At 67.0% G+C, this 14,315-nt stretch carries 15 protein-coding genes; 9 read left to right on the forward strand and 6 right to left on the reverse strand.

Annotated features, from left to right (window positions below; all coding sequences use genetic code 11):
* Positions 1-81: 81 nt before the first annotated feature.
* A complete protein-coding gene (gene dnaA, locus OG963_RS23320; RefSeq protein WP_093773832.1) occupies positions 82-1,881 on the reverse strand; it encodes a chromosomal replication initiator protein DnaA in 1,800 nt (599 codons plus the stop codon).
* A gap of 392 nt (positions 1,882-2,273) precedes the next feature.
* On the opposite strand from dnaA, the gene rpmH reads away from it, so the two are divergent.
* The 9 genes from rpmH to OG963_RS23365 all read left to right on the forward strand — a co-directional run bounded on the left by rpmH (position 2,274) and on the right by OG963_RS23365 (position 9,159).
* Positions 2,274-2,411: a 50S ribosomal protein L34 gene (rpmH, locus tag OG963_RS23325; protein ID WP_030930485.1), complete on the forward strand. Its 138-nt coding sequence runs from the start codon at positions 2,274-2,276 to the stop codon at positions 2,409-2,411.
* Between the two features lie 18 nt (positions 2,412-2,429).
* Positions 2,430-2,801: a ribonuclease P protein component gene (gene rnpA, locus OG963_RS23330; protein ID WP_093773834.1), complete on the forward strand. Its 372-nt coding sequence runs from the start codon at positions 2,430-2,432 to the stop codon at positions 2,799-2,801.
* On the forward strand, positions 2,798-3,157 hold the full coding sequence (yidD, locus tag OG963_RS23335; protein WP_078879115.1) for a membrane protein insertion efficiency factor YidD: 360 nt from the start codon (positions 2,798-2,800) through the stop codon (positions 3,155-3,157). Before rnpA ends, yidD begins: the two co-directional genes overlap by 4 nt.
* Positions 3,158-3,160: 3 nt before the next feature.
* Entirely contained in the window at positions 3,161-4,429 is a 1,269-nt protein-coding gene (gene yidC / locus OG963_RS23340) for a membrane protein insertase YidC (RefSeq protein ID WP_371799408.1), read from the forward strand.
* A gap of 14 nt (positions 4,430-4,443) precedes the next feature.
* Positions 4,444-4,953, forward strand: a complete 510-nt coding sequence (locus OG963_RS23345) for a R3H domain-containing nucleic acid-binding protein (RefSeq protein ID WP_030930494.1) — start codon at positions 4,444-4,446, stop codon at positions 4,951-4,953.
* A 109-nt stretch (positions 4,954-5,062) separates the two neighbouring features.
* Positions 5,063-5,779 carry a 16S rRNA (guanine(527)-N(7))-methyltransferase RsmG gene (gene rsmG / locus OG963_RS23350; protein WP_030973746.1) on the forward strand — a complete coding sequence of 239 codons (717 nt, stop codon included), beginning with the start codon at positions 5,063-5,065 and terminating at the stop codon, positions 5,777-5,779.
* A gap of 293 nt (positions 5,780-6,072) precedes the next feature.
* Entirely contained in the window at positions 6,073-7,149 is a 1,077-nt protein-coding gene (locus tag OG963_RS23355; protein ID WP_078852786.1) for a ParA family protein, read from the forward strand.
* A complete protein-coding gene (locus OG963_RS23360) occupies positions 7,146-8,243 on the forward strand; it encodes a ParB/RepB/Spo0J family partition protein (protein ID WP_093773838.1) in 1,098 nt (365 codons plus the stop codon). The genes OG963_RS23355 and OG963_RS23360 overlap by 4 nt, the downstream gene beginning before the upstream one ends.
* Before the next feature lie 298 nt (positions 8,244-8,541).
* Positions 8,542-9,159 (forward strand): GNAT family N-acetyltransferase, encoded by a 618-nt coding sequence (locus OG963_RS23365; RefSeq protein ID WP_030930506.1) that lies wholly within the window; start codon positions 8,542-8,544, stop codon positions 9,157-9,159.
* 79 nt (positions 9,160-9,238) lie between these two features.
* Here the strand turns inward: OG963_RS23365 and trxA are convergent, their stop codons facing one another.
* From trxA to OG963_RS23390, 5 genes are all read right to left on the reverse strand, one after another.
* Positions 9,239-9,571 (reverse strand): thioredoxin, encoded by a 333-nt coding sequence (trxA, locus tag OG963_RS23370; protein ID WP_030930508.1) that lies wholly within the window; start codon positions 9,569-9,571, stop codon positions 9,239-9,241.
* Positions 9,572-9,615: 44 nt separating this feature from the next.
* Positions 9,616-10,578, reverse strand: coding sequence for a thioredoxin-disulfide reductase (trxB, locus tag OG963_RS23375; protein ID WP_030930510.1), 963 nt, complete (start codon positions 10,576-10,578; stop codon positions 9,616-9,618).
* Positions 10,579-10,711: 133 nt separating this feature from the next.
* Positions 10,712-11,692: an anti-sigma factor gene (locus OG963_RS23380; protein ID WP_093773842.1), complete on the reverse strand. Its 981-nt coding sequence runs from the start codon at positions 11,690-11,692 to the stop codon at positions 10,712-10,714.
* A complete protein-coding gene (gene sigM, locus OG963_RS23385; protein WP_319325344.1) occupies positions 11,689-12,393 on the reverse strand; it encodes an RNA polymerase sigma factor SigM in 705 nt (234 codons plus the stop codon). Before sigM ends, OG963_RS23380 begins: the two co-directional genes overlap by 4 nt.
* Before the next feature lie 159 nt (positions 12,394-12,552).
* A complete protein-coding gene (locus OG963_RS23390) occupies positions 12,553-14,274 on the reverse strand; it encodes a protein kinase family protein (protein ID WP_093930983.1) in 1,722 nt (573 codons plus the stop codon).
* Positions 14,275-14,315: the final 41 nt, after the last annotated feature.

Here is a 14,315-nt window from a genome sequence, read left to right on the forward strand (position 1 = left end):
CCCGAGGACTGTGTGAGAGTCCGTCCGGGGCGCCCGTCAGGCGCCGTACAGAGAACGTGACAGATGCCGTCCGGCGCTGCGTCAGCCGTTCTTGATGCGGTTGGTGAGTTCGGTGACCTGGTTGTAGATGGAGCGCCGCTCCGCCATCAGCGCACGGATCTTGCGGTCCGCGTGCATCACGGTCGTGTGGTCGCGACCACCGAACTGCGCGCCGATCTTGGGCAGCGAGAGATCCGTCAGCTCGCGGCAGAGGTACATCGCGATCTGGCGAGCTGTCACCAGTACCCGGCTGCGCGAGGATCCGCAGAGATCCTCCACCGTCAGACCGAAGTAGTCCGCGGTCGCCGCCATGATGGCCGATGCCGTGATTTCCGGCGCCGAGTCCTCGCCGCCCGGGATCAGGTCCTTGAGCACGATCTCGGTCAGCCCGAGGTCCACCGGCTGCCGGTTGAGGCTGGCGAAGGCCGTCACCCGGATCAGAGCGCCCTCCAGCTCGCGGATGTTGCGCGAGATACGGGAGGCGATGAACTCCAGGACCTCCGGCGGAGCGTTGAGCTGCTCCTGCACCGCCTTCTTGCGGAGGATCGCGATCCGCGTCTCCAGCTCCGGCGGCTGCACGTCGGTGGTCAGCCCCCACTCGAAGCGGTTCCGCAGCCGGTCCTCCAGGGTGACCAGCTGCTTGGGCGGCCGGTCCGAGGACAGCACGATCTGCTTGTTGGCGTTGTGGAGCGTATTGAAGGTGTGGAAGAACTCCTCCTGCGTCGACTCCTTGCTCGCCAGGAACTGGATGTCGTCGACCAGGAGGATGTCCACGTCGCGGTACCGCTTGCGGAAGGTGTCGCCCTTGCCGTCGCGGATCGAGTTGATGAACTCGTTGGTGAACTCCTCGGAGCTCACGTAGCGCACCCGGGTGCCCGGGTAGAGGCTGCGCGCGTAGTGCCCGATGGCATGCAGCAGATGGGTCTTGCCGAGCCCTGACTCCCCGTAGATGAAGAGGGGGTTGTACGCCTTCGCGGGTGCCTCGGCGACGGCGACGGCAGCCGCGTGCGCGAACCGGTTGGACGCGCCGATGACGAAGGTGTCGAAGAGGTACTTCGGGTTCAGCCGGGCATGCGGCTCGCCGGGGCCCGGTGCGGGTGCGGGCTGTGCGCCCATCGGCCCGGTGACGCCGCCGGGGCGTCCGGTGCCGGGACCGCCCTGCCGGTGCTGGGGCTCCGGCATGTCGTGGCGCTCGGGGCGCTGCTGCTCGTAGCCCTGGCGCTCGGGCGGCTGCGACCGGTAGTCGTGCTGCGGCTGTTGCGGACGGTAGTCGTGCTGCTCACGCCACTGTTCCGCGGACGTGTCGCGTTCCTGGAAACCGCCGAGCCGGGGCTGCTGCCAGGAAAGATCCTCAGGGGTGCGTGGCCAGGCGCCCGGCTCGGGGCGCTGCTGCTGGTAGTCGGGGTAGGCCGGCCGGGCCGTCGGCATGCCGTCGTCGGTGGGCCGGTGGCCGTAACCCTCGTACGCGTCGTTGTGCTGCCGCTCGTCGTGCTGCGGTCCCTGGTAGCGGTGCTGCTGCGGCTGCTGGGACTGGTGCATCGGGGGTGCCGGCGGGTTCGGCGGTTCGCCCGCGGAGTCGTCGACGGTGATCGCGATCCGGATCGGGCGGCCGCACTCCCGGCTGAGCGTTTCGCTGATGAGCGGCGCGAGCCGGCCCTCCAGGACACGCTTGCCCCATTCGTTGGGTACGGCGAGCAGCGCAGTGTCGGCGACGAGTGCGAGCGGCTGGCAGCGCTCGATCCACTGCTTGTCCTTCGGCTCGATGCCCTGCTGGCCCTCCCCGAGGAGCTGTTCCAGCACTCGTGGCCACACTGCGGCAAGATCGGCAGGTACGTCAGCCACAAGGCACGCTCTCTCGCTGGTCCCACGAATGTGTGGTTCTCGGGACGGGATGGGTAAGGCCCGGCAGGCGGGAAGAAAAAGAACCGGAGTTCAGCCACGGTAGTCAGGCCGACCCGCGTCGTTCAAGTTGTTGTCCACAGGCTGTGTACAGCGTGGGTCGTGGTAAGGCCGTCGCAGGGCCACCGCGGAGCCGGTTTGACCGGATGGCGTAGCCGCGCGTACCGTGACCAGGTCGAGTTGTCGATGGCTGCTGCCGCCTGCCTCCGATGGGCAAAGATCACGATCAGTGATTGTGAAGCGGTGCACTAAGGCGTTTACGCGAGTCTCTCGTGGGCGCACGGTGACAGCCAGGCGATGTCCCGCCAACACACGATCATTTCTGGAGCCCCCGAGTGAGCAAGCGCACCTTCCAGCCGAACAACCGTCGTCGCGCGAAGACCCACGGCTTCCGGCTGCGTATGCGCACCCGTGCCGGCCGCGCGATTCTCGCGTCCCGCCGTGGCAAGGGTCGCGCCAACCTGTCCGCCTGATCGCGTACAGGTCATGACGTGCTGCCTACCGAGAATCGGCTGAGGCGGCGCGAGGACTTCGCGACCGCAGTACGCCGAGGACGCCGGGCCGGCCGCCCGCTACTCGTCGTCCATCTACGCAGCGGTGCAACGGACCCGCACGTGACTGGGGAGAGTGCTCCCCCGCCGCGTGCGGGTTTCGTTGTCAGCAAAGCCGTGGGTGGAGCGGTCGTCCGCACAGCGGTGAAGCGCAAGCTTCGCCATCTGGTCCGCGAACGACTGACCCTGCTGCCCCCCGGTAGCCTGGTTGTCGTACGAGCGCTGCCCGGATCGGGCGACGCCGACCATGAACAGCTGGCCCGAGACCTGGATGCCGCCCTTCAGCGGCTGCTGGGAGGGGGCGCGCGATGAAGTACCCGCTGCTGGCTCTTATCAAGCTGTATCAGTGGACGATCAGCCCACTACTCGGGCCTGTCTGCCGTTACTACCCGTCGTGTTCCCACTATGGATATACGGCGATCGACCGGCACGGAGCGATCAAGGGAACGGCGCTGACCGCATGGCGCATCCTGCGATGCAATCCGTGGTCACCCGGCGGCGTGGATCACGTTCCGCCACGCAAACGCCCGCGTTGGCACGAACTGCTGCGTAACGCAATACGTGGCAGCAAGGGCGGGGACTCCGCCGCTGATGTGCCTCCTGGGGGGACGGTCTCCGAACCCCCTGGCCCGGCCTCAGAGACCTCGCCCAAAGCTCAAGGAGCCTGATTAGTGGACACGATTGCCAGTCTGTTCAGCTTTATCACCTACCCCGTTTCGTGGGTCATCGTCCAGTTCCACAAGCTGTACGGAGCGATCTTCGGCGATGACACGGGTTGGGCCTGGGGCCTGTCCATCGTGTCCCTGGTGGTGCTGATCCGGATCTGTCTGATCCCGCTTTTTGTTAAGCAGATCAAGTCGACCCGGAACATGCAGGTGCTCCAGCCGAAGATGAAGGCGATCCAGGAGCGCTACAAGAGCGACAAGCAGCGTCAGTCCGAAGAGATGATGAAGCTGTACAAGGAGACGGGTACCAACCCGCTCTCCTCGTGCCTTCCCATCCTGGCGCAGTCGCCGTTCTTCTTCGCCCTGTATCACGTGCTGTCGGCCATCGCCTCGGGCAAGACGATCGGTGTCATCGACCAGCCGCTGCTCGACAGCGCTCGTCAGGCGCACATCTTCGGTGCACCGCTCGCTGCCAAGTTCATGGACAGCGCGGACAAGGTCGAGGCGCTCGGTGCCTCGCTGACCGACGTCCGCGTCGTCACCGCGGTCATGATCGTGATGATGTCGGCTTCGCAGTTCTTCACCCAGCGCCAGCTGATGACGAAGAACGTCGACCTGACGGTCAAGACGCCGTACATGCAGCAGCAGAAGATGCTCATGTACGTCTTCCCCCTGATCTTCGCCGTCATGGGCATCAACTTCCCCGTCGGCGTCCTCGTCTACTGGCTGACCACCAACGTCTGGACCATGGGTCAGCAGATGTACGTGATCAACCAGAACCCGACCCCGGGCAGCAAGGCGCAGGACCACTACCTGGGACGTCTGCTGAAGAGTGTCACCGCTCACGGTGAGGTGCGGGGCAGGACGAAGCGCAACACCGTCAAGCGGATCGTTGCCAAGGGTGCGGACCGCAACGACATCGAGCGGAAGTTCATCACCGGGCTGGCCAAGCTGGGCCTCGCCGCCCAGGCGGACGGCACGGTGACCAAGAGCGACACCGCTGTGGCCGAGGCCGAGGGCGGAGCCGCGCAGAAGCGTCAGCAGCCCAAGCGCCAGACCAAGGCGAAGCGTCAGAGCGGTGCCACCCAGCCGGGCGGGGTGAAGGAGGCCGATTCCACCGAGTCGGAGCCCAAGACCTCGCTGGAGAAGCAGGACGCACCGCAGGACGACAAGCCCAAGCCGGCGGGCGGCAAGCCCGCGTCCGGCTCCTCACGCCAAGCCAAGTCCGGACAGCGCAAGGGTCCGCAGCGGCCCAAGCACCCGTCCAAGAAGTAAGAAGGAGTCCATCCGTGACGGAAGGCACCACCTCCACGGCCGCTGAGGGCAGCGACACCTTGACCCGCCTCGAGCAGGAAGGGGAGATCGCAGCCGACTACCTCGAGGGTCTGCTCGACATCGCCGACCTCGACGGTGACATCGACATGGATGTCGAGGCGGACCGGGCCGCGGTCTCGATCATCAGCGACTCGGCACGTGAACTGCAGAAGCTCGTGGGCCGCGACGGTGAGGTGCTGGAGGCACTCCAGGAGCTGACGCGTCTGGCCGTGCACCGGGAGACCGGTGACCGCAGTCGGCTGATGCTGGACATCGCGGGTTTCCGGGCCAAGAAGCGCGCGGTCCTCGCGGAGCTGGGTGCCAAGGCCGCGGACGAGGTCAAGAAGACCGGTGAGCCGGTCAAGCTGGACCCGATGACGCCGTTCGAGCGCAAGGTTGTGCACGATGCGGTTGCGGCCGCAGGTCTGCGCAGTGAGTCGGAGGGCGAGGAGCCGCAGCGCTTCGTCGTCGTTCTCCCGGCCTGACCGGACCCCTGTTCTGTCGGCCCCGTCTGTTCGCAGGCGGGGCCGATCTTTGTCAGCCTGATAGTCAGCCACCCACAGTGCGGTAATGCGGTACGGAAGGACGGTTCCCGTGACGGCGGAGGTAGAACTTCCCCAGGCGCCCGAAGGGGCGCGGGCGGTTTTCGGTGAGTTCTTCCCGGAGGCTGTCCGGTACGCGGAACTGCTTGCCGATGCCGGGGTCAAGCGAGGGCTGATCGGCCCTCGTGAGGTGCCGCGGCTGTGGGAGCGGCACCTGCTGAACTGTGCGGTGCTCTCCGAGGTCGTGCCCGAGGGGGTCACGGTCTGCGATGTGGGTTCCGGTGCCGGTCTCCCGGGTATTCCGTTGGCGCTGGTACGTCCGGATCTGAAGATCACGCTGCTGGAACCGCTGCTTCGGCGGACGAATTTCCTCCAGGAAGTGGTCGAGCTGCTGGGGCTGGACCACGTGACGGTCGTCCGCGGCCGCGCGGAGGAGGTCCTGGGGACGCTGCAGCCGGTCCATGTCGTGACCGCTCGCGCCGTGGCGCCCCTCGATCGGCTGGCGGGCTGGGGCGTGCCACTGCTGCGTCCGTACGGAGAGATGCTCGCGCTCAAGGGCGATACCGCCGAGGAGGAGATCAGCGGAGCGCGTGCGGCCTTGAGCAAGCTCGGAGTGGTGGACACCGAGGTGCTGCATGTCGGCGAGGGCGTGGTCGAACCGATGTCCACTGTGGTGCGAGTGGTGGTCGGTGAGAGCCCGGGCGGTGTGAGGTTCGCCGCAAAGAGGGCGAAGGCTGCCAGGGTCAGCCGTACGCGACGGCGTCGCTGAGGCCGTGCCGTAACGGAGCGACATGGCCCGTTACATGCGGTTCGCGCCGTTTACCAGTGATGCTCCGCGCAAGCGGCCATATGTACCGCACGCGGAGTGTCGTGCCCCTGTAGCTACGCTGCAGGGGCATCGTGTTTCACGTGAAACGTCGCTCTCTGCTGCATGGAATCATCAGTCGCGGTCGTGCGGCTGCCGCGCCGCGGCATCGCAAGCCCGATAGGGCTACGGGGTTGTCCACAGAAGTGGATTCATCCACAGAAGAGTGGGCCTCGCTGGTTCGCGACCCCGAAAGCATGGCAGGCTCTGCTCATTGCGAGCCTGAAGTCGAGGAGAGTGAATCCGTGCGGTCCGACGCCAACATCGCGGGACCGATGACCGATCCGGTCCCCGGTCCCCGAACCGAATCGGCGGGGGACGGTGTTTCACGTGAAACACCGCCGCCGATGGATGACACACCCATCGGTCGTGCGGCCCAGCTGGCCGTCGAGGCCCTCGGCCGTGCCGGCGAGGGGCTGCCTCGTCCTGACCAGACGCGCGTCATGGTGGTGGCCAACCAGAAGGGCGGAGTGGGTAAGACCACTACGACGGTCAACCTTGCCGCCTCGCTGGCCCTTCACGGAGCACGCGTTCTCGTGGTCGACCTCGACCCGCAGGGCAACGCCTCCACGGCGCTGGGCATTGATCACCATGCCGAAGTCCCCTCCATCTATGACGTCCTGGTCGAGAGCAAGCCGCTCTCCGACGTGGTTCAGCCCGTCCCGGACGTCGAAGGCCTCTTCTGCGCCCCCGCCACCATCGATCTCGCCGGTGCGGAGATCGAGCTGGTGTCGCTGGTGGCGCGGGAGAGTCGACTGCAGCGGGCGATTCAGGCGTATGAGCAGCCGTTGGACTACATCCTCATCGACTGCCCGCCTTCGCTCGGTCTGCTGACGGTCAATGCCCTGGTCGCCGGCGCCGAGGTGCTGATTCCTATCCAGTGCGAGTACTACGCGCTGGAGGGACTGGGGCAGCTGCTGAGGAACGTCGACCTCGTTCGGGGGCACCTCAACCCCGATCTGCATGTGTCGACGATCCTGCTCACCATGTACGACGGCAGGACCAGGCTCGCTTCCCAGGTGGCGGAGGAGGTGCGCAGCCACTTCGGTAAGGAGGTGCTGCGTACAAGCATTCCTCGGTCCGTGCGGATCTCGGAGGCACCGAGCTACGGGCAGACTGTCTTGACCTACGACCCGGGTTCGAGTGGGTCCCTGTCGTATCTTGAAGCCGCTCGTGAGATCGCCTTTCGGGGGGTCGGGGTGCATTACGAGGCTCAGCATGCCCAGACGGGCAGCCAGAACAGCCAGCAGAACATTTCGGAGGGGATCCAGTGAGTGAGCGTCGTAGAGGGTTGGGGCGTGGGCTCGGTGCACTGATTCCCGCTGCCCCGCAGGAACGTCAGGTGCCGGCTACCGGAGCGGGTTCGGACTCGTCGGGCGTGATCCCGGTGATGACCACCGAGCGAGGCGTGGCCGCCGCGAAGGTGACCACACTCACGGCTGCTCCCGTGGTGCCGGAGCCGAGTGCACCCGCGGAGTCCGAGTCGTCCGCGGAGCCGACGGGTGCCGCTGGGGCGTACTTCGCCGAGGTCCCTATCGGATCCATCACCCCGAACCCCCGTCAGCCGCGTGAGGTGTTCGACGAGGACGCGCTCGCGGAGCTGGTCACCTCCATCAGGGAGGTCGGCCTGCTCCAGCCCGTAGTCGTGCGGAAGCTGGGCCCCGAACGCTACGAGCTCATCATGGGCGAGCGGCGCTGGAGGGCCTGCCGCGAGGCCGGTCTGGAGCGGATCCCTGCCATTGTCCGGGCCACGGACGATGAGAAGCTGCTTCTGGACGCGCTCCTGGAGAACCTGCACCGGGCTCAACTGAACCCGCTGGAGGAGGCGGCCGCGTACGACCAGCTGCTCAAGGACTTCAAGTGCACGCATGACCAGCTGGCCGACCGGATCGGGCGCTCCCGTCCGCAGGTGTCCAACACGCTGCGGCTGCTGCGGCTGTCTCCGCCGGTGCAGCGCAGGGTCGCTGCCGGAGTGCTGTCCGCCGGCCACGCGAGGGCGTTGCTGTCCGTGGATGACTCCGAGGAGCAGGACCGGCTGGCCCATCGCATCGTGGCCGAGGGGCTCTCAGTGCGAGCGGTCGAGGAGATCGTGACGCTGATGAGCTCCCGCCCCAGCAGCGCTCCCAAGTCCAAGGGGCCGCGGGCCGGCGGCCGACTGTCGCCCGCACTCTCCGACCTTGCATCCCGGCTCTCTGACCGTTTCGAGACCCGGGTGAAGGTCGACCTCGGACAGAAGAAGGGAAAGATCGTCGTCGAGTTCGCCTCGATGGAAGATCTGGACCGCATTCTCGGCAGCCTGGCGCCGGGCGAGGGCCGCGTGCTGGAGCGGGGTCTCGCCGACGAGACTGCCGAGGACAGCGAGAGCTGACGTCGGCGGAACGTCGGGGCGGGCTGCATTCCGGATCATGCCGGAATACAGCCCGCCCTTTGCTTTCTCACGGTATCGACTTCATCTCCGGGTGGATACGATTCGTTCTGGTATGGCACATCAGCTTGATCCACCTCGGCGGAGGGAGGGCCATGCGATCAGTGAGCCGCAGCCAACTGGTGACAGTGGGGCTGGGCCTGGGGGCTGTCGGAGGATTTGTCGGCGGCCTGCTCCGTGAACGGAGCGCATTGGCCGCCGCACGCGATGCGGCGGGCGAAGGAAGCGAGGAACAGCCTTCATGGGACGGCGGCTCGTACCGCTCACACTGGATAACCTTCCCGATCTCCCCAAGCGGTGCCGCTCGTGTGTCTTCTGGGAGCTTGATCCGGTCAGTGGGGAAGCTGCGATAAAGGCAGGTACCCCGGAGCTGGAGAAGGAAGCCTGGATCTCCGCAGTCCTTCTGGAATGGGGATCCTGCGGCCGTGTCGTCTATGTGGATGACATCCCGGTCGGCTTCGTTCTCTATGCGCCACCGGCGTATGTGCCGCGCTCGACCGCCTTTCCCACAAGCCCGGTCTCCCCCGATGCCGTGCAGTTGATGACTGCTTGGATCACGCCCGGCTACCAGGGGCAGGGGCTGGGGCGGGTCATGGTGCAGACCGTCGCCAAGGACCTGCTGCGACGGGGATTCAAGGCGATCGAAGCGTTCGGCGATGCCCGGTGGAAGGAGCCGGCGTGCGTGCTCCCGGCGGACCATCTGCTGGCGGTGGGCTTCAAGACCGTACGTCCGCATCCGGTGCATCCACGGCTGCGACTGGAGTTGCGCACGACGCTCTCATGGAAGGAAGACGTCGAACTGGCACTGGATCGGCTGCTCGGTGCCGTACAGAAGGAACCGGCGCTGCGGCCGCTGTGATCGGAGACCCTACGAGAACGTGAAACGGGTCCATCCCTTGGGGATGGACCCGTTTCACGTGAAACAGCGGACCGCGGTGCTACTCGGCGATAAAGCCTTCGAGGTCGCGGAGGATGGCGGCCTTCGGCTTGGCGCCGACGATGGTCTTGGCGACCTCGCCGCCCTGGTACACGTTCAGCGTCGGGATGGACATCACGCCGTACTTGGCAGCGGTGGCCGGGTTCTCGTCGATGTTGAGCTTGACGATTTCGATCTTGTCGCCGTGCTCGGCTGCGATTGCCTCCAGCGACGGGGCGATCTGGCGGCACGGACCGCACCATGCGGCCCAGAAGTCCACCAGGACGGGCTTCTCGCTCTTCAGGACGTCCTCGTCAAAGGAGTCGTCAGTCACGTTCTTCAGGGCGCCGGCCACGGCGGCCTCCTTAACTTTGCGGGGTGTGGGGTGAGAGGCGTGGATCAGACGGCGGCCGCGGCGGCCTTCTCCTCGTCGGCGAGCGCAGAAAGGAAGCGCTCGGCGTCGAGGGCGGCGGAGCAGCCGGTACCGGCAGCGGTAATGGCCTGCCGGTAGGTGTGGTCTACGACGTCGCCGGCGCCGAAGACACCGGTCAGGTTGGTGCGCGTCGAAGGAGCACTGACCTTGAGGTAGCCCTCGTCATCGAGGTCGAGCTGCCCCTTGAAGAGCTCCGTACGCGGGTCGTGGCCGACAGCGATGAAAAGGCCGGTGACCGGGAGCTCGGACGTCTCGCCGGTCTTTGTGTTGCGCAGCGTCAGACCGGAGAGCTTCTGCTCGCCGTGGACACCGGCAACCTCGCTGTCCCAGGCGAACTTGATCTTCGGGTCGGCGAAGGCCCGCTCCTGCATGGCCTTGGAGGCCCGCAGCGAGTCGCGGCGGTGGACGATCGTGACCGACTTGGCGAAGCGGGAGAGGAACGTTGCCTCCTCCATGGCCGTGTCGCCACCGCCGACCACGGCGATGTCCTGGTCCTTGAAGAAGAAGCCGTCGCAGGTCGCGCACCAGGAGACGCCACGTCCGGAGAGGGCGTCCTCGTTCGGCAGGCCGAGCTTTCGGTGCTGAGAGCCGGTGGTGACGATGACGGCCTTGGCGCGGTGAACCGTGCCTGCCGTGTCGGTGACGGTCTTGATGTCACCGGCCAGATCGACGGCAACGACATCGTCCGGGATGAGCTCGGCGCCGAACCGCTCCGCTTGGGCGCGCATGTTGTCCATGAGCTCGGGGCCCATGATCCCGTCCTGGAAGCCCGGGAAGTTCTCCACGTCGGTGGTGTTCATCAGAGCGCCACCAGCGGTCACGGCGCCCTCGAACACCAGGGGCTTCAGCGACGCACGCGCGGTATAGAGGGCCGCGGTGTAGCCCGCAGGGCCGGAGCCGATGATGATCACATTACGGACGTCGCTCACGGGTTTCTTCCTCGTCTCTGCAGACTGCCTACTGTCCACGCCTAATGGGGTCGGTTCAACGACTCACACCCCACCCAACGGATCCTACGGGGGATGCATTCCCGACGTGCCGGAGCGGCGCTCGGCACGCTTCTCAGGGGCGGGCGTAGCTGTGGGTCAGGAGTAGCTTGCCCTTGCCCGTGGGGTCTGTGTCGACACAGCCGGCGTCCATGACATAGGCCTGGACGAGCGTCGCGTCGGTCTGGTGCGGCAGGACTACGAGGTAGGCGTGAGTTCCCTCGTAGGCGCCTTCCTCGATCGCGAGAGCGGGAGTCCTTCGTCCGATGCCCTGCTGGATGCAGGTAGGGACTGTCACGGCGGGCGTGCGCAGCGGCGTCTTGGGCGAGGGGGGCGCGGGGGACTCGGAATCGGGCGTCGACTGCATCTCGACGGACGGCGCTCGCTTCTCGTCCGATTCCCCTGAGGCGGGCATGCCGGTGCTGTTCAGAAGCGCTTCCACGCGTTGGCTGAGCGGAGAACCCGAGAACGTGTTCACCCCGTCTCCGGGGGCGCTCACGCCGCTGTCCGCGGCCTTGCTGGCCCCTGCGGAGTCCGTGGCATTCTGGACCGTCTGCAGCATCAGGACGCTCAGGCCGACCATGGCTGCACCGAGGGCTGTGCCGAGAACGATGCGGCGGCGTCGTCGTGCGGGTCGGCGACCGGGGCCGGTTGTGGCCCGCGGGTGCCCCGTAGGACGGTCCGCGAGGGTCGGCTGTATCTCCCGGCCCCCTGTCTCCTGGCCCTCTGTCTCTTGATCTCCGGCTTCCTGAGCGTGTTCCACGAGAGCGGCTGTTTCACGTGAAACATCTGCCGCGTCGTCCGAGGCACGAAGTGGTTCGGCGGCCAGTGCGGCATCGATGCGGTCTGCGATGTCATCGGGCATGCGCTCAGGAGCAGGCAGGGCGCCAAGAAGCCCACGGATCTCTTCGAGAGAGACCAGGACCTCTGCGCAGATGCCGCACTCGTCGACGTGACGGCGTACTTCCGTCGTGCGGGACGGAGACAGCAGTCCTTCGGTGAGATCGGCGATCTCCGAGACGTCCGGGTGCTGGGTCGTGTCGGCCGTTGATGTCATGCGTGTCCACCTCCGCCCTTCACTCCGGCAGGATCACTGGTTCCTGTGTCGCTCGGCTCCGACGCGGGTGGGACGGATGCTCTCTGCGTCCGGTTCCTTCCGGGGCTGAGATCATCGGTCTCTCTGCCGTCGCTGCGCAGATGGACGAGCAGCGGAGCGAGCCGGGCCCGGCCCCGCGCGCAGCGGCTCTTCACCGTGCCGGTCGGCACGTCGAGGATGCGGGCGGCCTCGGCGACGGGGTAGCCCTGCATGTCCACGAGGACAAGCGCGGCGCGCTGTTCGGCGGGAAGGGTGCCGAGCGCTGCCAGAAGTTCACGGTGCAGATCCTGGCGTTCGGCCGGCGCCTCGGCGGATTCGTGAGGCTCGAGAAGCTGCTCGAGCCGCTCGGTGTCGTCGACCGGTGAGGTCTTGCGTGTAGCGGCTTTACGCACCCGGTCGAGGCATGCGTTGACAGTGATGCGGTGCAGCCAGGTGGTGACGGCCGACTGACCGCGGAAGGTGTGGGCGGCCCGGAAGGCGGAGACCAGGGCGTCCTGGACCGCATCGGCCGCTTCCTCGCGGTCCCCCAGGGTCCGTAGTGCCACGGCCCACAGGCGGTCTCGGTGGCGTCGGACGAGCTCACCGAAAGCATCCGGTTCACCGGCTACATGGCGAGCGAGGAGGTCTGAGTCGCTGAGTGGCTCTGACGGCTCGGAGGCCACCTCCCCTCCCTCCCTCTGTGCGTCGGGGCCGTCTGTCTATCACGATTCATATGCCCTGCGGCATAGAGATGAGGAAGATCAGTTCAGCGAGGGCTGTGGTCACCAGCAGCCGGACATGCAGCAGGCCGGCAGGGAAGAGGTCCCTGCCGGCCTGACCGGTCAGCCGAGTACGGAGATCTCCGAGATTCCGCCACGGAAGGAACCTGCCGACCCGTCCGGTGGGAGTTCGGTGACATGGATCAGCACGTAGCGGGTGCGTACGGGCTTGGTGAACGTCTCCTCCAGGCTGCTTCCTGCCTTGGTCAGCTTGGTGAGGCGCTGCGGGAAATCCGAAAGCGACGACGGGGCGGAGGCATCCTCGGCAGCTGCGAGCACTTCGGTCTTCTGACCGCTGCGGTACAGCTGGACCTTGATGCCTCTGACGTTCTGGACACTGCCCAGGTCAACGACTATGCCGCTGCCGTCTCTGCGGGGCGCGAGGTTCCCGAAATTCGGGTAGCCGTCGTACCTGGGGGTGATCCAGGCGGTGTCGGACTTGCCGTCGACGGCGTTCGGTGCGTCCTGCTGCTTGATTCCCGACCCGCTGGGCATGAACTCTGTCGCACCGCTGAGCCGCAGCGGCTTGGTGGGGGCGGGAGAAGCCTTGTCACCGTTCTCCGGATCCGTCTGTGTAGTTCCGGGGTCGTCCTTCTCCTTGCCGCGGTCGAGGAGCGTCTCCGCGAGCTGCCAGCTGCCGAGGCCCAGGGCCGCGATGAGGAGGGCTGACACGGCCCACTTGAGCGCCTTGCCGGTGCGACTCTCGAGCGGGGCCGGCGGTGTGGACAGCACAGGCTGTGTCACGGGGACACCGGGGCCGGCGGGCGGACGCCCGTAGCTGCCCTGCTGATAGGTCGTGCGCTGGTATTCCGGCGGAGCCGTGAAGGTGGGCTCCGGCGGCCGGATGCGGGGCATCGCCGCGACCGCCTTGGCCAGCTCGTCCGGTGTGGTGCACGGCTGCTCCTGCCGGGAGGCGGTGGCCCCGTCGTTGACGAGGGCGCGCATGGCGAGTTCGGAGAGGCCGCGGTGGACTCCCGCCCGCACCTGGTCGGGCGCGATCAGCCCCACACCCTTGGGGAGCCCGGTGAGACCGTAGGCATCGATCTCGTAGGGCCAGCGCTGCGTCAATGCGGCATAGAGCAGGGCGCCGATTGCCTCGGTGTCGGCGCGCTGCGGCCCGTCGGCGGTGATGCCGCGCAAGGCGGCGTTCACGGCGAGGCCGCGGATCCGGTACTGGCCGGTCGAGCTCCGCAGCACCGCGCCCGGTGTGAGCCTCAGATGCGCGAGGCCCTCGCGGTGCGCGGCCGCCATGGCCTGGGATACCTGGCTGACCAGCTGGTAGGCATCGTGAGCGTCCATCGGACCGGCGGCCAGCAGAGCCGTGAGCTCGGTGGCATCGGGGAGCCATTCGTGGACGACATAGACGAGGTCGTCCTCCTCGACCGCGTCGAGGACCTGCACGAAACGCGGGTCCCCGAGCAGCGCGGAGGACCGGGCCGCGGCCAGCACGGAACGGGCTCGTGGATGGTCCGCAGGGAGCAGATGTACACCCACTGCGCGGCGCAGTTTCTCGTCGACAGCACGCCAGCTGCTGAATCCGTCCAGACGGGTGACGCACTCCTCCAGCCGGTAGCGTCTCGCCAGTTTGTGACCGCTGTGCAGGTCCGGGGTCGCTGCGGCGGCTTCAGAGCTGCTTCGCTCACCGTCCGCGTCCTGGGGGCTTACGCCCTCCGTGTCCTGGGCTTCTGTCGTCCCGTCGGTCGTGGCCTCGTCCGCCTTGGCGGTCAGCGGTTCATCACCGCTGTTGTCGGCCACGTCGACGGCAGCCGTGCTACGTTCCGCCACCGTCGTTCCTGCCTCCCCATCCGTTGCGCGATGCCAGCCAG

This window comes from Streptomyces sp. NBC_01707 (genome assembly GCF_041438805.1).
In the GTDB taxonomy this organism is placed as follows: domain Bacteria; phylum Actinomycetota; class Actinomycetes; order Streptomycetales; family Streptomycetaceae; genus Streptomyces.

What these genes read in the sequence shown, in the direction of transcription:
- yidD (WP_078879115.1), top strand. Translation starts at nt 2,798, where the DNA reads ATGAAGTACCCGCTGCTGGCTCTTATCAAGCTGTATCAGTGGACGATC.
- OG963_RS23355 (WP_078852786.1), top strand. Translation starts at nt 6,073, where the DNA reads ATGGCAGGCTCTGCTCATTGCGAGCCTGAAGTCGAGGAGAGTGAATCC.
- OG963_RS23365 (WP_030930506.1), top strand. Translation starts at nt 8,542, where the DNA reads ATGGGACGGCGGCTCGTACCGCTCACACTGGATAACCTTCCCGATCTC.
- OG963_RS23380 (WP_093773842.1), bottom strand. Translation starts at nt 11,692, where the DNA reads ATGACATCAACGGCCGACACGACCCAGCACCCGGACGTCTCGGAGATC.